17 protein-coding genes are annotated in these 23288 nt (G+C 39.8%); 11 read left to right on the top strand and 6 right to left on the bottom strand.

What is annotated here, in order from left to right:
• Positions 1-119: 119 nt before the first annotated feature.
• A complete protein-coding gene (locus CWB76_RS14715; protein ID WP_008112832.1) occupies positions 120-602 on the bottom strand; it encodes a MarR family winged helix-turn-helix transcriptional regulator in 483 nt (160 codons plus the stop codon).
• Positions 603-997: 395 nt separating this feature from the next.
• Here CWB76_RS14715 and CWB76_RS14720 point away from each other — a divergent pair, with 395 nt between their 5' ends.
• The 4 genes from CWB76_RS14720 to CWB76_RS14735 all read left to right on the top strand — a co-directional run bounded on the left by CWB76_RS14720 (position 998) and on the right by CWB76_RS14735 (position 6918).
• The gene (locus CWB76_RS14720) at positions 998-1852 is read left to right on the top strand and encodes a D-hexose-6-phosphate mutarotase (RefSeq protein WP_138608637.1); all 855 of its coding nucleotides are present in this window, start codon (positions 998-1000) and stop codon (positions 1850-1852) included.
• Between the two features lie 14 nt (positions 1853-1866).
• The gene (locus CWB76_RS14725) at positions 1867-2412 is read left to right on the top strand and encodes a PH domain-containing protein (protein ID WP_138608669.1); all 546 of its coding nucleotides are present in this window, start codon (positions 1867-1869) and stop codon (positions 2410-2412) included.
• Entirely contained in the window at positions 2375-3952 is a 1578-nt protein-coding gene (locus tag CWB76_RS14730; protein ID WP_218651574.1) for a PH domain-containing protein, read from the top strand. The genes CWB76_RS14725 and CWB76_RS14730 overlap by 38 nt, the downstream gene beginning before the upstream one ends.
• Before the next feature lie 152 nt (positions 3953-4104).
• The gene (locus CWB76_RS14735) at positions 4105-6918 is read left to right on the top strand and encodes a TolB-like translocation protein (RefSeq protein WP_138608639.1); all 2814 of its coding nucleotides are present in this window, start codon (positions 4105-4107) and stop codon (positions 6916-6918) included.
• A gap of 45 nt (positions 6919-6963) precedes the next feature.
• Here the strand turns inward: CWB76_RS14735 and CWB76_RS14740 are convergent, their stop codons facing one another.
• The gene (locus CWB76_RS14740; protein WP_138608640.1) at positions 6964-8109 is read right to left on the bottom strand and encodes a tetratricopeptide repeat protein; all 1146 of its coding nucleotides are present in this window, start codon (positions 8107-8109) and stop codon (positions 6964-6966) included.
• Positions 8110-8157: 48 nt separating this feature from the next.
• Positions 8158-9291, bottom strand: coding sequence for a PepSY-associated TM helix domain-containing protein (locus tag CWB76_RS14745; protein WP_138608642.1), 1134 nt, complete (start codon positions 9289-9291; stop codon positions 8158-8160).
• Positions 9292-9562: 271 nt separating this feature from the next.
• On the opposite strand from CWB76_RS14745, the gene CWB76_RS14750 reads away from it, so the two are divergent.
• Both CWB76_RS14750 and CWB76_RS14755 read left to right on the top strand, forming a co-directional pair.
• Positions 9563-10177 (top strand): PQ-loop domain-containing transporter, encoded by a 615-nt coding sequence (locus CWB76_RS14750; RefSeq protein ID WP_138608645.1) that lies wholly within the window; start codon positions 9563-9565, stop codon positions 10175-10177.
• 65 nt (positions 10178-10242) lie between these two features.
• Positions 10243-11031 (top strand): PhzF family phenazine biosynthesis protein, encoded by a 789-nt coding sequence (locus tag CWB76_RS14755; RefSeq protein ID WP_138608647.1) that lies wholly within the window; start codon positions 10243-10245, stop codon positions 11029-11031.
• Positions 11032-11083: 52 nt separating this feature from the next.
• On the opposite strand, the gene CWB76_RS14760 is transcribed toward CWB76_RS14755, so the two are convergent.
• A complete protein-coding gene (locus CWB76_RS14760; RefSeq protein WP_138608649.1) occupies positions 11084-13594 on the bottom strand; it encodes a zinc-dependent metalloprotease in 2511 nt (836 codons plus the stop codon).
• 290 nt (positions 13595-13884) lie between these two features.
• On the opposite strand from CWB76_RS14760, the gene CWB76_RS14765 reads away from it, so the two are divergent.
• From CWB76_RS14765 to CWB76_RS14780, 4 genes are all read left to right on the top strand, one after another.
• On the top strand, positions 13885-15063 hold the full coding sequence (locus tag CWB76_RS14765) for an efflux RND transporter periplasmic adaptor subunit (protein WP_138608651.1): 1179 nt from the start codon (positions 13885-13887) through the stop codon (positions 15061-15063).
• A gap of 13 nt (positions 15064-15076) precedes the next feature.
• Positions 15077-18208: an efflux RND transporter permease subunit gene (locus CWB76_RS14770; RefSeq protein WP_138608653.1), complete on the top strand. Its 3132-nt coding sequence runs from the start codon at positions 15077-15079 to the stop codon at positions 18206-18208.
• Positions 18209-18448: 240 nt separating this feature from the next.
• Positions 18449-19024, top strand: coding sequence for a chitin-binding protein (locus CWB76_RS14775; RefSeq protein ID WP_138608655.1), 576 nt, complete (start codon positions 18449-18451; stop codon positions 19022-19024).
• A gap of 150 nt (positions 19025-19174) precedes the next feature.
• A complete protein-coding gene (locus CWB76_RS14780) occupies positions 19175-21247 on the top strand; it encodes a S9 family peptidase (protein WP_138608657.1) in 2073 nt (690 codons plus the stop codon).
• 60 nt (positions 21248-21307) lie between these two features.
• On the opposite strand, the gene CWB76_RS14785 is transcribed toward CWB76_RS14780, so the two are convergent.
• Positions 21308-21781 carry a Dps family protein gene (locus tag CWB76_RS14785; RefSeq protein WP_008112861.1) on the bottom strand — a complete coding sequence of 158 codons (474 nt, stop codon included), beginning with the start codon at positions 21779-21781 and terminating at the stop codon, positions 21308-21310.
• A gap of 400 nt (positions 21782-22181) precedes the next feature.
• On the opposite strand from CWB76_RS14785, the gene CWB76_RS14790 reads away from it, so the two are divergent.
• The gene (locus tag CWB76_RS14790) at positions 22182-22391 is read left to right on the top strand and encodes a hypothetical protein (RefSeq protein ID WP_008112863.1); all 210 of its coding nucleotides are present in this window, start codon (positions 22182-22184) and stop codon (positions 22389-22391) included.
• On the opposite strand, the gene CWB76_RS14795 is transcribed toward CWB76_RS14790, so the two are convergent.
• Complete coding sequence (locus CWB76_RS14795) at positions 22388-22993, bottom strand: PGAP1-like alpha/beta domain-containing protein (RefSeq protein ID WP_138608659.1); 606 nt, start codon at positions 22991-22993, stop codon at positions 22388-22390. The genes CWB76_RS14790 and CWB76_RS14795 overlap by 4 nt on opposite strands.
• Positions 22994-23288: the final 295 nt, after the last annotated feature.

Consider the following 23288-nt stretch of genomic DNA (forward strand, 5'->3'; position numbering starts at 1 on the left):
TTAAACGGTAAAAGGTAAGCTAATTACAGGATAAAATTAAGCTTAAATGGCTTAGTTACATGTTATCAACTAAGTCATTTAAGGCGATAAAAGGGGTTTTATTATTTTTATACTGCGTTTTATTCTTTAGGAGTTTGAAATAGTGCGCCGACTTCTAAAAGCGGGGAAGCGTCTAGCTTATCAGCATCCATCATTGCGGCAATACGTTGCATTGATGAAAGTAGTAAACTCTGTTCCCATTCAGCAAGTGCTGAAAATTTTTCGATAAAATGCTCTTGTAATGGCTGAGGTGCTTTTTCGAGTAGTTCCTTACCTTGTTCGGTAAGGTATAAGCTGACTCGGCGCTTATCCATTTGACTGCGAACACGTGTTACTAAGTTTTTGCTCTCTATTCGGTCAAGAATATTAGTAACCGTTGCTGGGCTTAAGTTGACGTTTTGCGCAATACGACTGGCGGTAATACCATCAGTTTGAGACACTTCCTGCATGATAAGCAGTTGTGGCCCTGTTAAACCCGCTGTTTTATTAAGTTGCTTTGAATGTAAGTCAATCGCACGGATCACCTTGCGTAAAGAAACTAGTAACTCGTCATATTTTTGCATTTGTTTGTCTCATGGAAGGCGAATGATTTGCCGTAATCATGAAATGTTACACATCAAATAAATTGAATTCAAATGATATATGCTATTTATGCCAGCTATTATTAGTTTTTATTGACTTTTATTAATTTGAGCAGTAATTAAAATAGCATTTATTATCTTTATTTTATTAAATGCTTATAACATTCTATTTGTGAACCTTCCCTAGGTTGAAAGGCAGAGTTGTAAAGCTTTAGTCGTAATTTTACCGTTGATTTTGCATAAGAATATAGTAACTAACTCAATTTAAATAACTATTCTATGTAGCTTATGCTTTAAGCATGCATTATTGTTTGTGTACAAGTAACCTGAACTCAGGTTAAGTATTAAAAATTAGTCTCAGTGTTAAAGGAAATAAAATGCAATTATCACCCTCAGTATGTATTGAGCGTACACATAGCGGTTTAGAATTTATTAGTATTAATAGTCGCCAATGTGAGGCGAAAATATTTTTACAAGGTGGGCAAATAACTGAGTTTACACCCAAAGGTAAATTGCCATTATTGTGGGTGTCTGGGGATGAAACCTTTAGCGAAGGGAAAAGTATTCGCGGCGGCATTCCTATTTGTTGGCCTTGGTTTGGTCAACATGAAAATACAGACTTCCCAGCTCATGGCTTTGCTCGCACACTCGTATGGCAAGCTGATGAAGTGCATGAAACCGAGGACGAAGTTACGGTTAGCCTAAAATTACCCATGAGGCAGGTAGACTCTACCTTTTGGCCGCATCAATCTTCTTTACGGGTTGAGTTTATTTTATCTGAGCAATTAGAGGTGCGTTTAACCACCTCTAATTTAGGCAATGTACCATTTAGCTATACACAAGCGCTGCATACTTACTTTCCAACACAAGATATTAAGAATACCTGTGTGACAGGCCTGCAAGGGGCACAATATATAGAGTTTGGTCAAGGGCCTCATCAGCAACATGATGTGGTCGACTTTTCCCGTGAAACCGATATGGTTTATACCCAAGCCGCAGCAGTTCAAACAATTGATACTCCTCAAGGGATGATCAGTGTTAGCAGAGAAAACTCGCGCTCGTGCGTGTTATGGAACCCATGGATTGAAAAATCAAAGCGACTATCAAATTTTGCCGATGATGATTATAAAAGCATGTTATGCCTAGAGGCTGCGAATGTACTTGAAGATGCGGTTACGCTTGAGCCAAAACAAAGCCATACTTTAGTAACAACAATAAAGTGGCTTGGTTAAAGCCAATACGTCCAATGGAGCGAAGCGTGTTTACGAATCAACAAATAACCGACCTACCGCAACATCAAAGCATAGAGTTTGAACCGCTTGCCGATAAAGCATTATTGCATGCACAGTTGAATTGGTTGTTATTTTTTATCCCTTTTTGCCTAGTGCTAGCGGCAGTTTGTTATTTCAATACAGATTTTGCAGCCATGGCGCAAGGTTACTTATTGGTTGCTGTTCCGCTATTAATGTTACTTTGTATGTTATACAGCGTGTTCAGCATAAAATTACAGGGCAGCGCGTTGCGTACCCATGATATTGCTTTTAAAAAAGGCATTATTTGGCAGCAGGTGACAATTTTACCGTTAGCACGAGTGCAGCATATTGAAATACATCGTGGGCCAATAGAGCGAAAACTAGGTTTAGCCAGTTTACGGCTTTACAGCGCAGGTGGTATGAGTGCTGATTTACAAATTAGCGGCCTGACCCACGAAAAGTGCAAAAATATTCGTCAATTTGTACAAAGCTATCGCCACGATGAAACCACAAGCGAGGCTACTGCCAGTGAGTGTTGATGCTACACAAATAACGTCATCTTCACTTAATTGGCAAAAAGTGTCGCCCTGGGCACTGGCTTATTTTGTGATGCATTTTAGTGTGCGGTTTATCAAAGATGGCTTATTTAATTTACTGCCCGTGTTGGTGGTTTTTGTTACCCAAGTAGAAAATAAACTATTTTGGGGGCAAGTTGGGCTCACGATTGCTCTGACTTCATTGCTCGTCTATTGTTTTTTGTATTACCGCAGTTTTCGTTTTTGTATTACTGACGAGCATGAAATTTTACTAAATAAAGGCGTATTTAAAAAAGAGCGACTCACCTTAAAGTTTTCTCGGGTGCAAAATGTAAACATAGCAGAACCCTTTTATTTTACTCCAGTAGGCTTAGTTAATTGCATTTTTGATGCTGCCGGCAGTGTTGCCCAAGAAGCTGTATTGCCTGGAGTAACCAGTGATTATGCCAAGCAAATGCGCAAACAGGTATTTGACTATAAAGCGCAGCAGCAACCATCAACCGAGGAGGCTAATACAGCGCAGCTTCATGCTGAAAATCAGAATGAAAATAGTTTATTCATTTCAAATAAAGAAATAGCTAAGTTTGGTTTAATGTCGAACATGGCAATTTTAGCGCTTGCGGCCATTGCTCCCTTTATAAATGTGGCTATCGATTTTTTAGAGCAGCAGTTTATAACAAAAATAGAGGGTTTTTATCAGCAAGAGCTCGGTATGATGGCTAATGCAGCGGTATTTGCGGTTATTACTTTAATTATTGTGTTGGTATTTATTGCGGTGTTTTTATCGGTGACTATGTCGCTCATTCGCTTTTATAACTATCAGCTTTACTTTAAAAATAATAAATTTAAACGTATTGCAGGGCTGTTAGAGCGCCATCAACTGTCAATTAGTTTAGATAAAGTACAATCTATAGTTATTAAGCAAAACCTAGTTGCCAGGCTATTAAAGCGCTTTACAGTGGAATGTTTGCAAGCCAGCAGCGGCGGTGCTGCAAATATGGCGAAAAAGAATAAACAAACCTTAGTGTTACCTGTGCTCACGCAGGAGCAAGTTGATAATGTGTGTCAGTGGATTTATCCGTGGTTTAACAGTAAAAAGTTGGCATTCAAAGCAGTAGAAAGGGCGTTGCTATATAAAAATATGGTGTTTTATGCCTTGCTACCGAGCGTTGCTTCTGGGTTTTTAGTTAGCTTTATGCAACTTAATATATTAATTTCATTAGCATTATTTTTGGTATTAGCCGCGTTAGTGTTTTTATCATATAAACGTTATGGGTATTACCTTCATCAACAAGATGGGCGTTTTTATATGGTGGTGCGCAAAGGTATGATTGGCGTGCATTACCGAGTATTTGAGCTGTACAAAGCACAAAGCGCTCGCAGTGTGAGCACTTTTTTTATGCGTCGCTCTGGCTTAAAAAGCCTGTATATACAACTTGCTGCAGGCGGTGCGTATGTCCCATATTTAAAACAGCAAGATGCTGACTTCATTATAGATTTTACACTTATGCAGGCTGAGTCAGATTCTCGTAGTTGGATGTAACTTCCCTTGTTGAAAATAACTAAAGTTCAGGTTAAATAATAAGGCAGGTGTAAATACACATTTGCACATGCTTTATTACACTTTTTTACTGCCCGTTTTTCCCTTTTAATAATACTCTAAGCATTATTAAAAGCACTATTTAAGGGATTATTGTGAAAAAGTCACTCATTGCATCAGCCTTATTACTGGCTGCACCAAGCTTCGCAGCCAATTGGCAAACCATTCATACTGAGCATTTTAATGTTCACTTTAGCAGTGAACATACTGATTTTGCTAAATCGACCGCGGTGGAGCTGGAGATTGTCCGTACAAAAGTGCTTGAGCAACAAAACCGTGCCCTTGATAAAATCGTCGATGTGGTGGTATTTGATCCTTTAAATGCAGCTAATGGCTTTGCCTTACCAACCTCTAATAATCCTGTTATGGCGCTTTTTACTACGCCACCACAATCGGACACAGTAATCTCAAACTCATCGGGCTGGCAGCAATTACTAGTGCTGCACGAGTACATTCACTTAGTTCATTTAGCGCAGCCGACTCGCAGCGAGTGGCAACAAAAAATTAGAGGGGTATGGGATCTTTACGATTTAACCTATGGTGACACACCGCGCTGGGTAGCTGAAGGATACGCCACCTTAATTGAGTCTAAAATGACAGGGCGAGGGCGGCTCTTTGATAACTATTCTGAGGCAATACTCAGGGAGTTTGCTCAGCAAGGAGCGCTTCCGACCTATGGGCAACTAAATAGTGATGAAGGCTTTATGGCGGGCTCCATGGCGTATTTAATGGGAAGTCGTTTTTTATACTGGCTAGAGCAAAATTACTCAGAGCAGCTGGTCGATAATGTATGGGTTCGTATGCGGGCGGTTAAGCCTCGAGATTTTGACGACGCATTTTCTGGTGTATTCGGGCAAAGCGCTGCCAAGCTATATCGTCGATTTATTGCTGAGTTCACTTACAAAGCAATGCAACAAGAGCAAACCGAGTCACCACTTAATAGCAAGCTTTGGTTAAAGCTTGATTTATACGCTAGCAACCCCGCTCTTTCTGGTGATGGCAGCAAAATTGCCATAGTGGAGCGTGATAAAAAAAGTAATACCAAGCTCATAATTTATAGCACTGAAGACAACACTAAAGCGCAACAGCAATTTACTAAAGCACAAAAGCAATTACTTGAAGATGATGCTAAGGATATTCCTGATACTGCGCCAAGTGTATTTAAGCGCGAACAAAAACAAATATTAAATCAAATAAATCGCGCAGGTATTGCCAATCCGCAGTGGGTAGGCAATAACACTCTTTATTTTAATGCCTACAGTAGTGAGGAGTCGGGGACTTATAACAAAGTGTCTGACATTTTTAGCTATAACATAGATACTGGCAACGTCGAACAACTCACTGAACTGGCTGGTATTCGTCGTTTTAGTGTTACCCGCAATGGTGAAACACTTTACGGTGAGCAAATAAGAGCTGGGTATTCTGAATTAGTAAAAGTCGATCTTAATACACAAGCAATCACGCCACTTTTTACCAAGAGCTTAAAAACGACGTACGATTACCCGACCCTAAGCCCCGATGAAACAAAATTAGCTTATTTATCAGCGTCATTAAACGAAAATTGGCAATTGTATATACAAGGTTTGAGCGGTGATACTAGGCAGTCAGTCCCAATGCCTAATGGGTATCAATATTTAAGCCAGCCGAGTTTTAGTCAAAATGGGGAGTCTATCTATTTTGTTGCTGGCCTAAATAATAAAACTGATATTTATAATTATCATATAAAAAATAATACCCTCACCCGCTTAACTAACGGGCAAGAAGCGCTTGCATACCCGATTGAGACTGAAGATGGTTCACTACTTTATTTCTCTATTAATGCCGATGGCCCTGATGTAAAAACGCTAACAACAAAAGACCGCACAGCCGTGACGGAACTCGCTGTAAACAGTGAAGCTCCATTGTTGATGGTAAATAAGCATACTCTGCCACCGGCAAAAATATATACCGATGAGACAGCAGAGCAAAGCGATTACGCAGTACTTGATCAGCAAGCGACGTTTGCCTTGGGATCACAGTATTATTCAGCGTCAACCAGTTTGCTAAGCGTAGGTATAAAAAGTAGCGACTTATTAAAGCAACTTGATTTACAAGCGGGTTATAACATTGATTTGCATGACGGTGCATTACATGGAGGCTTTGTACAAGCAAAATACAATGCGTTAAATACAAAGTTTAAGCTTGCGCTATTTGATTATAATTTGGGTACATCACATCAATATCAACCTAGCTTAAACGCTGATATTGACGCCCGAGGTGGTTTTGTTGCAATAAGCCATCCATTGAAATTTGGCCAGCTTCAGTTAACCCCAGAGCTTGCTTATAACTATACAGATTATAAAAATAGCCATAAAAATTGGACACGGTTGAGTATTGCTCAGCAATGGCAACATGACCGCCAATCATTTGCCATAGGGCAGAGTATTTATGCCAGTATTTATGATGGGCGGAATCACAATAGTCATTGGCAAGGTTATGACTTGGCAACAAAAGTATTTGGTAAAGCATTTAATATTCCCATGTTTGTGAGCTTTGAACAAAAACAGCGAGACGATAGTGTTTTAGCTTTAGGTGGGTTTAGCTCTAACCTGATTAATCAGCAACAAAGTAGCGAGTTTGTGCTTGCTGCTGAACTGCCTTATTACAGTGCAACTGCAGAGCGTTACCAAGGTTATGGTGGTGGCATCAGCTTTAAAGAAGGCATGCCTTGGCTTTATTACAAGCAACATCAATTAGACAACAGCGTTTATGCACAAAGTTATGGCTTAAAATACCAAGGTGATTTTAGCTTTGGGATGGGGCCTGCAGGCGTAAACGACCTAACTTTTAATGCTGGGCTGTCGCGTGTTGAAGGTGACAGCTTTGAAGATGAAATGCGCGCGTGGTTAAGCTTTTACTACTCTCTTTAATATTATGGGTAATACACTTTTAAATATGTATTACCCAAAAGCAACCTACTTTGGCTTAGTAAGCGATGCTAACTTTGCTTGGTATATATTGAGCTTTTCATTGTCTCGCTCATATTTAATGGCTTGTTCAAGCAAGGCTTGTGTTTGTTTAGACTTACCTTGTTGATAACGAATTTTTGCAAGCTCTAAGTAAAGCTCTGATATATATGGGGCTTTTGCAATTGCTGACTCAAGGTGGTTTTTAGCTTGAGTTACCTTTCCTTCTTGCAGATTGTTTTTAGCAATAACCAATAGCTCGTAAGGGTCTTTTTCTTCATTAATTAGTTGGCTTGTTAATTGTTTTTCTAGCTCTGTATTGCCAAGATCTTTTGCGAGTAGCCGATAGTTATTGATTAAGTTTATACTTATATCGTTTCTATTTAGTGCGGTTTGGTAAATCAGTTGAGCGCTTTTTAAATCGCCTGCACGGCGATGTAATATACCCGTAATATTGAACAGTTCAGGATCGTTAGGAGTAAAAGAATTAGCTTTCAAAATAAGAGAGTAGGCTGTATTGAGTTTATTTTTAGCTAATGCCTCCGCCGCTAAATTGCTGTAAAACTTATTGAGTAAATCATTATAGGTGGCGCTGCCAGCATAAAAGCTGCCGCGGGTTGGGAAGTAATCTATTAAAGTGCCTGGGCGAATAAATACAATAAAGTTATCATCAGTTTCTTCTTCCGGTGCGTAAACTTTGGTTCTAAAATGGTTGGCTATGTAAACTAAACTTCCCTCTTTGGCATACACAGGTTCGCTGGTCATTTCTTGAAAACTGGTGTCAAGATCTAAAAGCGTGGCGTAGCTTTGTGTCAATATAGCTAAGCTAATACAGTTGCCTTGTGAGCGTTCAATAGTTTGTTTGGATGTTAGTGTATCACCGTGATACTTAAAGTTGGTAAGCTGGTTTTCTAGGTAGTTAAAAACAATTTCATCAGCACGTATCTCATTTAAGCGCTTCTGTGCATAAGCTAAAAACTTTTCTTTTTCAGGTTCTGGAAGCTCAAAAACACTGTGTTCATTAGGGGTTTCAACACGCTTGAAAAGAGAGTGGTTAATTACTTGTGTAAGCTGTACCTTTTTAATTTGCACTGCTGGTTGAGTGCTACTGCATGCAGCTAAAAAAAAGCTAAGTGTAAAAACTAGATATTTCATAAATCACCTCACTGTGACTTTTAAGATTACAATGAGGTGACTTTATAATCAAGCACTTACAGTGCGATGCTTACTTAAGCGATTTTTGTGTGATTGCTTTTTACGTTTACGGCGTGTAAGCCATAAATAAAAGCCTGTACCAGCCAGCCATACAGGGCTAAGACCAACAATACACCAAAGTATTTTACTGATAAGCCCAGCAAAATAGCCAAAGTGTAGTTTTCTAAAGCTATCAATTACTTGCCAACCAACTCCGGTTTCACGAATATCCCAGTTAGCCATGTGTTCACCTGTTTGCTTATTGTAGGTTATGGTATTGGCGTATTCACTGATAAGTGGATTACTGGTATTTACTTCGCCATAAAGAGTAATATTTTCATCAGGCTCTCGCGGGAAAACTAAAAAAGTAGTGTTAAAAGTGGGTATTTGCAGCTTACTATCATTAAGAATGCGCTCAAAAGAAATGTCGTCACTATATAATTTATTTGCAATAGTGTAGTGCTCTTCTTCTGCGTGTTCTATTACTTCGTGATACCACACAGCGCCATTAAAATAACCACCGGTAATCGCTAAAACGATAAGGATAGGTGAACCTAATACTCCAGTCATTTTATGAATGTCGCTTAGTACTATCTGCAAAGTTGCTCGCCAGCGTACGCTAAATAGTCGCTGCCAAAATTTGCGGTAAATAATTAAGCCAGTAATACCTAAAGTTAATAAAAATAGAGCAAAAAAGAAGCCTAATACGGTACCTGTTTGCCCTGGTAAGCTTTTTAAGTCGTTAAGTAAAAAAGTATAATGGAGCTCTAAAAACCAGTCAGTAAAATAATGAGTGGTGCTTACTGGTTCTGATAAAACCTCTCCTGTGTATTGGTCTAAATGCAACTTATACCAATCGTCAGTTCCACGCTTAACCAAATAAAGCCGGTCAGCGGTGCTGTTATTAAAAAGCTCCCAGCTTCCTACTACATATTCAGGAAAGGCTGCTTCGGCTTTATTTATTAATGAGTCCATAGGCAAACGTGCAGCTTGTTGCTGTACCACAAAGTGTTTATCTGGCATCAGTAGGCCATCAATTTCACTTTTAAACACTAAAACACTGCCAGTAATGCTAATAACAATTAACGGAATAATGGCAATTAGCGCCAACCAACTATGAACTTTAAACAGTGTTTTTCTCATTACTTAGGCTTGCATGTTAATCTGTAGATATGCGTATGATAACAGTTATCATTTGTGTTGCAATTGTAAAAGGGTGAGACTGTGAAGTTTTAGTAACGGTTTTTGTATACTCAGGTTGCCACAGGAGGAAATTAAAGTTGGTGTGAAGCTTGTATAAAAGCTAGCCAGTCCTACAATGCGCGCACATGAATAAAGCCTTTAAAAACAAATGTTTAAAAAATGTTTTATTTCTTCCTTTTCATTAACAACAATGTAACGAGCGAGGTTTGCTTTGGCGTATTATTTGCCTATTTTGTCAGTATTTATTTTGGTTTTTAGTTTTTTACCGTTACTCAATAAAATTATAAAAAACCGCAGTGTATCAGGTGTATCACTGTTAATGATGACATTTGGTTTAGCGCAAAGTGTGTACTTTATTAGCTACAATCTTTACTTTGCTCGCTTTTATATTGCTTTGCCGTTTTTTGCGACAGGCTTTTTAAGCGGACTAATTTTATACTTTTTTGCTCGCTATAATGCCGCTAAGCGTCAAAATTTGCAGTTGCTTGGCATGCTTAGCTTTTCGTTATTGCCATTTTTGTTGTTACTTAACCCCAACTTAGATACCGCTGTGGTACTTAATGGCTTAACCTATGTGGGCTTAATCATGAGTTCAGTACGAGTTATGCCACAAACCTACAAAACACTTCGCACAGGGAATATTAGTAACCTTAGTGCTCGCTATTTTAGTTTACAATTTATAGCTGGTATCTGTGGTTTGTTTGCAGAGCTTGCTATGCCTGTGCAAAGTACTTCGCATATACTAATGTTTGTTATGATATTACTGACTAATGCGGTGCAGTTTGCGTGTATGCAGTATTATCGCGTACGTCCTGTGTTGGCATAAAATTATAGTGACCGTTAATTTCATTTGTGGCACTTTGAGTGACCAATAAATAAAAAGTGCCCACTATGAAATTAACTATCCATCAAATCGATGCGTTCAGCAGTGAACTGTTTAAAGGTAACTATGCCGCTGTGATCCCACTAGAGTCGTGGCTTAGTGATGATCTTATGCTGAATATCGCTTCTGAAAATAACGTATCTGAAACTGCTTTTACTTGTCAGTTGGCTGATGGAAGCTTTGCGATACGTTGGTTTTCGCCGTTAATGGAAATTGATTTTTGCGGCCATGCTACTTTGGCTGCGGCCTATGTGCTTTGTGAGCAACATAGTATATCGCAGGTGCGCTTTAGCGCAGAGGCGGTGGGCAAACTGATTGTTAATAAAAATAACGATGGCAGCTTTGCTATGACCTTTCCTAAACAAGCCCCTGAAGAGGTTCAGCTTATCCCTGATGCTTTATTAGCTGGCCTGTCTATACAACCTATTAAAGTGCTGAAAAACCGCCAAGCTTATTTTGCTATTTATGATAATGAGCAGCAGGTTGTAGATCTGAAAACAACCAATGAACAACTAAAAAAATTAGCCCCATTAGATGTGGTTGCAACAGCACCGAGTGTTGAGTATGACTTTATTTCTCGTTATTTTTGGCCTGCCAGTGGTGGTGATGAAGACTTTGTGACCGGTTCAATTCATACCGGGCTTGCCCCTTATTGGGCAGAACAATTTGGCAAACACTCTTTAAGTGCTTATCAGGCCTCACAACGGGGTGGGAAGTTACATTGTGAAGTGGGCAGTACAACAGTGACATTAACGGGTCATGCGGTAAGATACCTAAAAGGTACTATTTACCTTTGAATTAGTGTAAAAAAGGCCACGTAAAACGTGGCCTTGGTTTAGTCAGTGTTATTTACGCTTCTAGCGCTTTGCTAATTAAGCGATCAATATACTTTTTATGTGCTTTGGTTGCGGTGTCTGCACCCCATGCAACATCTTGATCGGCTATTTGAGTTAGCTGATATAGCGCGGCTGTTTTCGCTAAGTTATCGTATTTACTTGCTTTTTCTAAGCCTGCAATTGCAATAAGCTGATTTACGTATTCAATCTGTAAGTTATGACTGATTGAATTAGCGTTTTTGTTATCAACAAAGATACTTGCAGTTAAATCCTCCATAAATTGCGTAAGGCTGTATTCATTTCCATATAAAGCAGTGTCTGAAATACGTAGTAACACAGCAGGATGCAGTAGTTGCGCTAACACACCTTTTTGCATGCCTAAAATCATTTTATGCGGTTTAGGGTCTTCGTTTTTACCATAATGATTAAACCCACGACGCTGCTGCTGCATAAAGTTATACAAAGGCTGCATGCTTTGCAGTACATTTGGAGCAAACACATACTCAGCTAAAATAGCCATTGCTTGGGTTTGGCGCTCAAGTGGCACCGGTGTAAAAGGCTTAGCTGCATTTTCATCACCTACGACAGCACGCTCTACATAAACCCCACCAATTTGACGAGATACCACGCCTGCTTGTGCACGGTATTGGCCAAATAGGCTGTTAGCAGAAGTAACAAGCTGTTGGTAAGACTCGCCTTTTACTGTGGCTTTATCTTTAAGTTCTGAAAAGAGTGTATTGATCAGGGCCATTCTATCTGCCCCGTAAGCTGCAGGGTTAGACGACAAGTCACCTATCATCACGCGAGGGTCTATATGGCGACCTGGTGCACGCATATCGTCGGCATCATTACCAAAGGCAAGCGCATGTTCGCTTGAGCGAGCAAGTATTTTATCAAGACGAGCTTGTTCTGCTGCTTCATCTTTAAGTGCCGCGCTATAGCCGTAGTTTATTGCCCAATCATCGTACGGACCGGGTTTAGTTTGGAAAATATCGCCTTGAGTCACACCCGTTGGCGCTATATTTGCTGGCGCATAGTCCATTACTGAGCCGGTTACTATACCTTGGGTTTTACTTTTGTCGTGAACTTCTTTCTCATCCCACAAAATAGAAGATTTCATGTTGTGATTAAGACCTAAAGTATGCCCTACTTCATGTAAAACCAGCTGAGTTAAGCCTTGGCGTAACATTTCAGTATCTTCAATATCAGCGCCATTCGCTAAGCCTTTTGCAAGTATTAGGTTTTGTTGTAATTCATGACCTAAAGAGCAATTAAGCTCAGTGTTGCTTCCTGGTTGGGTATGGCTCATAGTGCCTTGAGTATAAAGCGTATCGTATATCCAGCGGTTTTTCATAAATACAAACTCAAGCATAATGTCTGAGCCTAAAATTTCACCGGTTAGCGGGTTAGCTAATGCTGGTCCATATCCACCAAAAGGTGGCTTAGGCGATGAAGTCCAACGCAGTACATTATAGTTAATGTCACCAGCATCCCAATCGGCATCATCAGGTTGTACTTTTACTTCCAGTGCGTTCTTGAAGCCAGCCTTTTCAAATGAGCTATTCCAAGCAAGTACAGCGTCACGTACTGTATCTCGCCACTCAATAGGCGTGGTATTTTCTATCCACCAAGTAATTGGCTTTACTGGCTCTGAAAGTGCAGCACTTGGATCTTTCTTTTGTAGATCCCAACGCTTAATTACATCTTGATATGGCGCCCAGTCAGTTGATGTCATTTTATCAAACTGATTGGTGAAATAACCAATGCGCGCATCATCAAGGCGAGGTTGATAACTATTTTCAGGTAAAGCCACAAATGAATGCTGTACTTTTACTGACACGCTTCGTGGATCGCTTATCGCACCTGAGCCTCGAACGGTTGGGCTACTATTAGTAAAAACATAATCAACCACCAGATCTAGGTTGTTAGGGTATGGGCGCTGTTTGATGATACGTGATTTTTTATCATCTAATTTACCTACTTTAAAACGCTTTTTAGCATTTTTATCGTTCGGATTAGGTGTTGGCGATACTTTATGCAGGGCTTCACTTAAAAATAGCTTGTTAACATTAAAGGCTATTTTACCCTCTTCTTGCTTTTCTATTTTTATACTTGCAAGTACTGCTTCGCTAATGTTTGCCTCGCTGGCTTTAGCTAGCGCACTATTTTCGTTAAATAAGTAGCGCGGGGTTTTGCTAATAATATCGATACGATCAAAGTATTTTCTAAATTCGATTAACTTTGTTTCACGGTACGCGCCACGAAAGTGGCCCGCATCAGTCGCGCCGTCAATGGTGTGTGCAAAATAAACAAAAGGAGTATCGAGTTGTGACTCGTTAATTACCATTAGGTGGTCGCCGGTTTTTTTATCTTGGTAAAGATTAAAAATGCCAACAAATTCGGTTTGGCCTTCAATCATTTCACTTAATGTGTGTGGCTCTTTTTCTTCTTTTTTTTCGGCAGCAACAGTATAGCTACTGCCAAGCGCTATACTAAGCGCCAAGGTAAGTGCGGTTAATTTCATAGTTTGTCTTTTGTAGTTGTTAATATGATTTTACTGTACGGTGTGTCATGCGGTTTCGCACAGCATCTTTGCTAAATACTAACTCAAAGTATTTAGCTTTATGATTTATAATGGTAAAAATTTGTAACAATACATTTATAGAGCGAATCCACGAGGCTTTCTAAGGGTTTATACTTTATCGAGCAAGACCTTGCCTATACTTTTTTGTAACAGTTGCTTACAAATGTCACGTTAATGTTTCATTAAGCTTTGGTATCATGGTGCTAATAGTAATTTGGGAGTAAAAAAAGATGCAAGGTAATGTACTTAGGTGGATTTTTCCGTTCGTAGCATTGGCATTAGGTGTGGCCGGTTTTGCTGCAATTAATGCGATTGCAAAAGAGTCAGATAAAAAAGAAGTCATAGACACCCGTCCAACGGTGCAGGTTGAAGCCGTTTCCGCAAATAATCATCAAGTTATTATTAATAGTTATGGTGAAGTGCAGCCGCTTGAAAATACCCAGCTTTCAGCTCAAGTATCCGGTGAGGTAGTTAGCTGGCATCCGAGCTTTGTAGCCGGTGGGATTGTGGGCCGCGGTGAAACCCTATTTACAATTGAAAAAGATAACTACGAAGCCGCAGTTTTGCAAGCCGAGGCTGAACTTGCCCGCGCGCAAGCGATGTTAATTGAAGAGCAAGCGCAAGCTAAAGTTGCAGAAGATGAAGCAAAACGTTTCCCAAATAAAGCGCGTACAGATTTATTTTTACGTAAACCACAAGTGTTGAGTGCGCAGGCCGCTGTTAAATCGGCGCAAGCTGCATTAAAAAGGGCACAACGCGATTTAGATAATTGCGAAGTGAGCGCACCATATGATGCACTAGTGGTGAGTCGTAATGTAGGTGTTGGTCAGTTTGTCACTATGGGCGCTCAAGTTGCCGAGCTGAATAATATTGAAACGGCCGAGGTGATTATTCCTATTGCAGGCTTTGATAGTGTGTTTTTACCTGAACGCGTTAAAGGGGTAAAGGCAACTGTTATTAAAACAGGATTAAATGGGTTTACTCGCCAAGCAGCGATAGATCGCGACTTAGGGATTGTAGATAACGCGACCCGTATGAGTAGTCTAGTGATTCGAATTGAAGACCCTTATGGGCTTACTAACCAGCAACCTGCAATTAAATTTGGCACCTATGTACAAGTAAACTTTGCCGGTACTATGCTCAATAATATTTATCGTTTACCGCAAGAGTTAGTAAATAACCAAACTGTATGGATAGTTAATGATGAGCAGCAATTAGAGCCACGCAAGGTGAAAGTCATTCGTGAAGAAGGTGAATACTTCTATATCAGTGATGGCTTAGAAGCCAACGACAAGCTTGTTACTACCTTACCAGAATATCCACAAAAAGGGATGGCAGTAAAGGTAGCTAGTTTGACAGAGACTAAAAGTACGGATGCAGCAGACAATGCATCTGTTGAAAAGCTTTAAGGTAGGGTGAGTTATGAATAACACAGAGCAACCCAATACCAGTAAACAAACAGGGTTAATTGCTTATTTTGCTAACAACTCTGTTGCTGCCAATTTGATGATGTTTTTTATCATTGTCATGGGGCTTATAAGCTATTTTACTATTCAGCGACAAATGTTTCCGAATATAGAAGTTAACTATATTACGGTGAATGCAAACTACCCTGGGGCGTCGCCACAGGAAATTGAAGAAAGCATCTTAATAAAAGTTGAAGAGTCGTTAAAAGATATTACCGAAATTAAAAAAGGGGTGTATCGCGCATTTCGTAATGGCGGTTCTGCCACCCTTGAAATTAACACCGACGCAGAACTTACCGACGTTCTCGATAAAGTAAAACTGCGAGTTGATGGTATTGCGACTTTTCCTGCGGGAATGGAACCAGTCACCATTAGCCAAATAGAGTTTCGCCAAGATGTAATTGGTATGACATTAGTTGCCGACTTACCGTTAAATGAGCTTAAGCCAATAGCGAACCAGGTTGAAGACGAACTACTGCAGTTATCGAATGTATCTTTAGTGGTAAACGATGTGCCATTGGATGAAATTGCCATAGAAATAGAGCCAGACACACTTCGCCAATATAATTTAACTTTATCGGATGTAGCAAATGCGGTACGTCGCTATTCGGCTAATTTTTCAGCCGGACAACTAAAAACTGATGCTGGCGTTATTTCGGTTCGAGTAGAAAATCAGTTTTATTCTGGTGAAGAGTTTAGGCAAATTCCGGTAAAAATTGGCGCGAACGGTGCCAAAGTGTTGCTACAAGATATCGCTATTATCAAAGATCAGTTTGTTGAAGGTGAACGTTACTTTAAATTTAATGGCGAAAATGCGGTTTATTTATCGGTAAAAGCCACAGAAGATCAAAATATTATTCCGGTGGCTGATTCGGTTAAAGCGTATATTGATCAAAAAAATAAAGAACTGCCATTGGGTGTACGTATAGAGCCATTAATGGACTTTACTTATTACCTAAATGCGCGCTTAGACATGATGAAAGCTAATTTACTGCAAGGTGCAATTTTAGTTGCCCTTATGCTTTCGTTATTTTTACGCTTTAAGCTTGCACTGTGGGTAATGATTGGTTTACCAGTGTGCTTTTTAGGTGCGATGATGCTGATGCCATTATTTGGTATCACGATTAATATTGTGTCTTTATTTGCCTTTATTATGGTGCTGGGGATTGTGGTAGACGATGCCATAGTCATAGGTGAAAGTGCTTACACAGAAATAGAAAAAAAAGGCGGCGGTGTTGTTAATGTAGTTAATGGCGCTAAACGAGTGGCAACCCCTGCCACCTTTGGTGTACTAACAACCATTGCGGTATTTGCACCATTTACGCTTTCAAGCGGGCCTGAAAGTTCCTTTTTTATAGGTATTTCAGTGGTGGTAATATTATGCCTAATATTTAGCTTGATTGAATCTAAGCTGATATTACCGGCACACATTGCGCATACTCACTTTTCTCCTATTAACCCTGACGGTTGGCGAGCGCGCTTTAATAAGCGCTTTTTTGGTTTTGTAAATGGGCCGTATAGGCAGTTTATTGTTACTTGTATAAAGTGGCGTTGGACGGTGCTATTTAGTTTTGTTGCGCTATTAATTTTCACCTTTGCGTTAATATCGTCTAATCAGGTGAGAATGATCCCATCACCTAAAGTGCCGCATGACTTCCCGCAAATTAACCTTGAGATGAACGATAACGTATCAGACATCCAAACTATTAATGCTATTCGCCAAATCGAAGCCATGGTGCTTGAAATAGATAAGCAAACAGCGCGCGAAGAAGGGCAAAAAATGATTCGCGATGTATTGGTATTTAATCAAGGTCGTACAGAGGCGCAACTACTAGCGCCATTGGTTGATGAAGATTTACGCCCTTATAATGCTTTTGAGCTTTCGCGCCGCTGGCGTGAAGCTATGCCAAATATTGCAGGTGTTAAATCGTTAACTATTCAAGATGATGTTGGCGGTGGAGGCGGCGGTAGTGGCGGTGAGTTCGGCTATTTACTGTATGGCTCTGACATTGATACATTGAATGAAGCCGGGCGTCGCTTTATTGGATTATTGCAGCAACAAGAAGGCTTATTCGACATAAGCTCTACCATTGACCCTGCTAGCAAAGAAGTACAAATGAGCTTAAAACCAGTCGCTTTTGACTTAGGGTTAGATTTGGCCTCAATTGCAAATCAAGTAGGTGCGAGTTTTTATGGTGGCGAGGCGCAACGTGTTATTCGCCGCGGTGAAGAAGTGCGGGTGATGGTACGTTACCCTAAACTTACCCGTGAAGCGTTTTCATCGCTTAAACACGCGGTTATCACCACGCCACAAGGTAGGGAAGTGCTGCTAGGAGATGTGGTTGAGTTAACTGAAACCCCAGGTATTAGTTATATTCGTCGTGAAGGCGGCTATCGTACTGTTTATGTATATGGCAATATTGATGAGGAAGTGATTGAACCTGGAGAAGTGGTTAAGCAAGTAAAAGAAAACCTACTGCCACAATTACTAGATGAATACCCAAGCGTCAAGTCAGAACTCGGTGGCGCAATTGAAGAACAACAAGCTCAAGCTAATGAGCAGTTACTATTTTTTGCTGGCGGTATGATTTTAGTTTACATATTACTTGCCGTGCCGCTAAAAAGTTACTCTCAGCCATTAATTGTAATGTCGGTTATTCCATTTAGTTTAACGGGCGCAATATGGGGGCATTTTTGGTTTGGCTTAGACATTAGCTTAATGTCGGGCTTTGGTTTAATTGCCGCGGCTGGGGTAGTTATTAATGACTCATTAGTAATGACTGATTTCATTAATCAGGCGCGTCGTGCTGGTATTAGTATAAAAGATTCGGTTATTGAAGCAGGCTGTGCACGCTTTAGACCCATACTACTTACCTCAATTACTACCTTTGCTGGCGTATTACCGATTATGTTTGAAACTAGTTTACAAGCTAAATTTGTAATACCGATGGCGGTAGCACTTGGTTTTGCTGTTATGTTTGCAACACTAATCACCCTTATTTTGGTGCCGTGTTTGTATATTATTTTAACTGATATTGGGGCGCTAATTAAACGCCCGTTTGCAAGTAAAAAGGTGAGTGTGAGTTAATACCACACATATCATGCAGTTGAATAAAAAAGCCAACCGTTAAATCGGTTGGCTTTTTTTATTCTTGCAAATTTAAACTTAAGTACTACTTTTAAACTTTGATTACATTCTTTTGTTTGATTGTTGCAACATTGCGAATTAAAATCATTCGATATTGGTTAACGCATATTAGCCTACGAGCTAGTTTGCCTGTTGTAAGCCATATGATATGGGCGACGTTTGATTCTTTAAGGTGTTGCAGTGTTTATACATTCATCATTAGCGTGTGGAGAATGGTTAACTATTGGTTGTCTTGGACTGGATCAGTATAGCCAGCTATTTGTTGGTGATACGGTTAGCGTGAGCTTTTACGATGAGCATGGCGAATTATCTCAGCTAGCTTTTGATTATGAAATACTCTCTCCAGAGCAGGGTGAACCCCATGCCTGGAGTTTACTGGTAGTTGAGCATATTAATATGCACATTCCGCTGGTGTGCGCTGGCAGAATGACAGAGCAAGGATTGGTTGTTGCGTATCGACATAACAAAATATTTGCACTTGAAAGTAGTGGTATTTGTAGCGCGGTGGTCCATTTTAATCGCGCTGAAAAAAATAAAAAATTAGTTGTTGTAAATAGCCTCGGATACGACGCAATTTATCCTCAAAATGGTGATATGTATAGTGCGGGCACCAAAGTACTACAGCCAAAAACTGGGCATATATACCAGTGTAAGGCATGGCCATTTAGCGAGTTTTGCCGTGTAGATAAGCATAAAACTATGTTTGAGCCTGGAGTTGGCGAAAGCTGGACTATGGCTTGGCAGCAAATACAGTAAATCAACTTCCCTTAGGTATAACGACAACAATAAAATGCACGTAGTTTTTAGTTATCGAATTTATACCGCTTTAGCCCACTCAACTATGAGTGGGCTTTTTTATTTTTATGATAAACTGGCCGCCATTGTTATTTTTTAAGCGGTTTTTTTGTGTCTTCTTTTGATTATTCTTTAAGCTTATTGCCTAATTTTCCTATTGCTAAAAAGCAACCTCATGCGCTGACAACTCACGCAAAAACACGTAGTGATGATTATTATTGGATGCGCGATGATGAACGACAAAATGCCGAAATACTCGCGCATTTAGCACAAGAAAACACCTATTGTGATGAGCAGTTAGCCCCCATTAAGCCATTACAAAGTGCATTATTTGAAGAGCTTAAAGGCCGTATTGTAAAAGATGATAACACTGTACCGGTAAAAGATGGCCTGTATTGGTATCACTCAGAGGTTCGCGGAGATGATGAATATGCACGCCATTATCGCAGCAGCAGTATGGTAATGGCTGATAAAGAGTTACTACTTGATGTTAATGAACTTGCCAACGGCTATGAGTTTTATGAGCTAGGGGAAGTGGCGCTGAGCCCCAATGAGCAATTAATGGCATACTCTGAGGACATTGACGGCAGACGTATTTACACGGTTCGCTTTAAAGATTTGAACAATAATAAAATGCTCGACGATGTACTTGAAAATACCGAGGGGCAGGTTGTTTGGGCGAACGACAATAAAACCGTATTTTATGTAAAAAAGGATTTAAAAACCTTATTGGGTTATCAAGTTTTTAGACATGAGCTAGGGACCAAGCAACACCAAGATGTGTTGGTATACGAAGAGCAAGACAGCAGCTTTTTTATGGGCTTAGGTAAAAGTCGTGATGAAAGCTTAATTATTATTGATTTAGCTAGCACAGAAACTAACGACATGTGGATACTTGACGCCAATCAGCCTAAAGGTGAGTTTACTGCTTTAATACCGCGTGAAGAGGGCCATGAATTTGATATTGATAAGCTTGGGGATACTTTTTATATAGTGACTAACTGGCAAGCTAAAAACTTTAGATTAATGACCGCGACAAGCAGCACCATTGCTGATAAAAGCCAGTGGCAAACACATACCCCTCATCGTGAAAATGTATTATTAGAAGGCGTTGAATTATTTAACGACTTTTTAGTGCTTAGCGAGCGCGAACAAGGCCAGGCACGTTTTGTTGTGGTTAATAAAAACAGCGAGCGAATGAGCCTTGAGTTTGATGATCCTTGCTATTACGCTGCTATTGCCATGAACCCAGAGCCAAGTGTAACCCATGCACGCATTTACTATTCGAGCTTAACGACTCCCGGCTCGCTTTATAATGTTGATTTAACCACCGGTGAAAAAACCTTACTTAAACAACAAAAAGTACTCGGTGATTTTAACGCAGGAGACTACCAGTCAGAGCGATTAATGGTCAGTGCTCGTGATGGGGTAAAAGTACCGGTGTCGTTGGTTTATCGTAAAGATAGTTTTAAACAAGATGGTTCAAATCCGTTATTTCAATATGGTTATGGCGCGTATGGGATCACCATAGATCCTAGTTTTTCGAGTACATCACTGAGTTTACTTGACCGTGGTTTTGTCTACGCAATTGCGCATGTGCGTGGTAGCGAAATGCTAGGACGTTCATGGTACGAACACGGTAAAAAACAGCATAAACAAAATAGCTTTAATGACTTTATAGATATAACCAAAGCACTTACCGAACAAGGTTATGCAGATAAAAGTAAAGTATTTGCCTCGGGAGGCAGCGCGGGCGGTTTATTAATGGGAGCCGTAGCAAATCAAGCACCCGAACTCTACTGCGGTATGGGTTGCCATGTGCCATTTTTAGATGTGCTCACCACCATGTTAGATGAAAGCATACCACTTACAACAAATGAATATGATGAATGGGGTAATCCAAATGACCCTCATTTTTACGACATTATTGAAGCCTATTCACCGTACGATAATATTAGCGCGCAACACTACCCTAATATACTGGTGACAACCGGCTTGCATGACTCACAAGTACAATATTGGGAGCCAATGAAGTGGGTGGCTAAAATGCGTGAATATAAAATGGATGATAATATTTTAGTGTTTAAAACTGATATGGATGCAGGGCATGGTGGCGCATCGGGTCGCTTTAAAAGCTTAGAAGAAAAAGCATTAGAAATGGCTTTTTTTATCGCATTGTCATAGTAATAGTACAGTGACAAAAAAGCCTCAGTAATGACTGAGGCTTTCTATTTTTAAAATAACTTAATCTAGGTAGGCTTTTAACATCCACACTAGCTTTTCTTGCTCTTTAATGTAATCACTCATTAATGATGCGGTACCTTCATCATCCGCTTCAGCGGCTTGTGCAAGAATATCGCGCTGCATTTTAATTAAGCTGCTGTATCCGGCAAGTAAGTTCTCTACTGCGGTAACGCCATCACTGATCCCTTTTGCTTCTTTAATTTCACTTACTTCTAAGTAATCTGAAAACGCATGTAGCGGTGCACCATCAAGCGTTAAAATACGTTCTGCGATTTCATCTACTTTTAATAGTAGTAAGTTATAAATTTCTTCAAACTTTAAATGTAATTCAAAAAAGTTTCGGCCTTTAATGTTCCAGTGAAAACCGCGGGCATTCATATATTGAATTTGATAGCTGCTTAAAAGTGTATTCAGTGACTTAATAATATCTTCACTTTTTGTACTGTTTAAACCAATTGCATTTACTTGCGACATACCTTGCTCCTTAAATAACCGTTTTTATGAATTTTTTAAATATTGTTCATTGAAATAAGTATTGCTCATAATCGTCTATGAATAAAATCGTTTATACATATTGATGCCATAGCTAAAAGCTATCAGCGTATCTGTGGTTTTATAAATAAATTAACTAACGCTGTTCAATAGATATGGGTTGTGTTTATAGAAATACTACCATGAGCAGAAAATTTAGTGCTTTGCTGAGTATAAAATATGATCTAAAACAAGCTTTTGACAGGCGCAGCGCAGACTTATTTTATTTATTGATTTAGGTCAAAAAACGCGCACAAGTAAAGCGCATAATCAATATAACCCAACTTGATAGAGAGTACTTTATTAAGTTAAGGGGCTACTTGATTAGATGCGGAGAGAAATAATGGAAGCTAAAACACGTAAAGAGAATAAAGCTGAACTCATCGTTATTGGTATTGCTTTGGTCGCGTTTGTTGTTGGATTAGTTGCGCACTTAGCGGGTGCGAGTTTTGCAAACTCTGATACATTTGGTTATATCGCTGCACCAATGCCGCTGGTGTTGGGTATTATATTTTTGATCAGCTATAAAGTGGCCGCTGCAGCCGAGGACTAAATGTCCTCGTTCAAGCGCTCAAGAATATAATTAACGACTTGGCGAGAGTAAATCATACTGGTATGGCTTAAGTGAAACACTTTGTGTTCAGCCATACCTTTAAGTTTGGTTTCATCTAGCAGTACGGTACCATCAGAGCGGCTGCCTTTTACAATGAGTGGCATTAAACCAATCGGTAAGTCGCCGGCAATACTGTATAGCTTGGCTTTAAAAGGCCAATCACCATTCTTAGACAGTAAAAATTCAACACTATTTTTTAATAATAGTTCGAACCCTTTTTGCTGCATTTTTTCAGCAATATGGCTGCCAGTATGTGGCGTCCCTAAGGTGATCACCTTTTCAACATGATGACTTGGCGCTGAGTTTGCTTCTAAATAGGCGCGGGCAACTAAGCCCCCCATAGAGTGGCAGACTAAAGCAGAAGGCTCATCGCTAATAAACTCATCTATTTGCGTAAAAATAGCATCTCGATTAGGGTCACGAGTATTGTAGGTTAGGTTTAAAACTTTAACCCCCGACTCTTCCAAACGTGAACATAACGGGCGCATAACCAAGCCAGACATATACAAGCCATGTAAAACAATAACGCGTTTAACTTTCATACGCCCCCTAATACCAATTTTATTAAAAACATATTAAATAATCCGCTACCTGCGTTAAAAATTATTTATATAGAACAACTATATGTCATCATTTTCGCCTTGTTATCGACTTATTTCTTTGTTGCTATAATAGATAACTAATTTAATGTAATTAGGGTCTGTTGACCTTTCAAGGTTGAATTTGCAGCAGTCTGTTTGGTATTTAGGCAAGGCAGAGCCTATGTGATGTGGTTATTCCCCATAAATAGGCGATAACGCAGCATCAATGCCAAACATCCGCTGCCCTTCGGGTTCT

The sequence above is a fragment of the Pseudoalteromonas sp. S1609 genome (genome assembly GCF_005887255.1).
Classification (GTDB): domain Bacteria; phylum Pseudomonadota; class Gammaproteobacteria; order Enterobacterales; family Alteromonadaceae; genus Pseudoalteromonas.

Bases quoted from the DNA above. Each gene is read 5' to 3' on its own strand.
- CWB76_RS14715 (WP_008112832.1), bottom strand. From the start codon at position 602: ATGCAAAAATATGACGAGTTACTAGTTTCTTTACGCAAGGTGATCCGT.
- CWB76_RS14720 (WP_138608637.1), top strand. From the start codon at position 998: ATGCAATTATCACCCTCAGTATGTATTGAGCGTACACATAGCGGTTTA.
- CWB76_RS14725 (WP_138608669.1), top strand. From the start codon at position 1,867: ATGGAGCGAAGCGTGTTTACGAATCAACAAATAACCGACCTACCGCAA.
- CWB76_RS14730 (WP_218651574.1), top strand. From the start codon at position 2,375: ATGAAACCACAAGCGAGGCTACTGCCAGTGAGTGTTGATGCTACACAA.
- CWB76_RS14740 (WP_138608640.1), bottom strand. From the start codon at position 8,109: ATGAAATATCTAGTTTTTACACTTAGCTTTTTTTTAGCTGCATGCAGT.
- CWB76_RS14745 (WP_138608642.1), bottom strand. From the start codon at position 9,291: ATGAGAAAAACACTGTTTAAAGTTCATAGTTGGTTGGCGCTAATTGCC.
- CWB76_RS14755 (WP_138608647.1), top strand. From the start codon at position 10,243: ATGAAATTAACTATCCATCAAATCGATGCGTTCAGCAGTGAACTGTTT.
- CWB76_RS14760 (WP_138608649.1), bottom strand. From the start codon at position 13,594: ATGAAATTAACCGCACTTACCTTGGCGCTTAGTATAGCGCTTGGCAGT.
- CWB76_RS14765 (WP_138608651.1), top strand. From the start codon at position 13,885: ATGCAAGGTAATGTACTTAGGTGGATTTTTCCGTTCGTAGCATTGGCA.
- CWB76_RS14770 (WP_138608653.1), top strand. From the start codon at position 15,077: ATGAATAACACAGAGCAACCCAATACCAGTAAACAAACAGGGTTAATT.
- CWB76_RS14785 (WP_008112861.1), bottom strand. From the start codon at position 21,781: ATGTCGCAAGTAAATGCAATTGGTTTAAACAGTACAAAAAGTGAAGAT.
- CWB76_RS14790 (WP_008112863.1), top strand. From the start codon at position 22,182: ATGGAAGCTAAAACACGTAAAGAGAATAAAGCTGAACTCATCGTTATT.
- CWB76_RS14795 (WP_138608659.1), bottom strand. From the start codon at position 22,993: ATGAAAGTTAAACGCGTTATTGTTTTACATGGCTTGTATATGTCTGGC.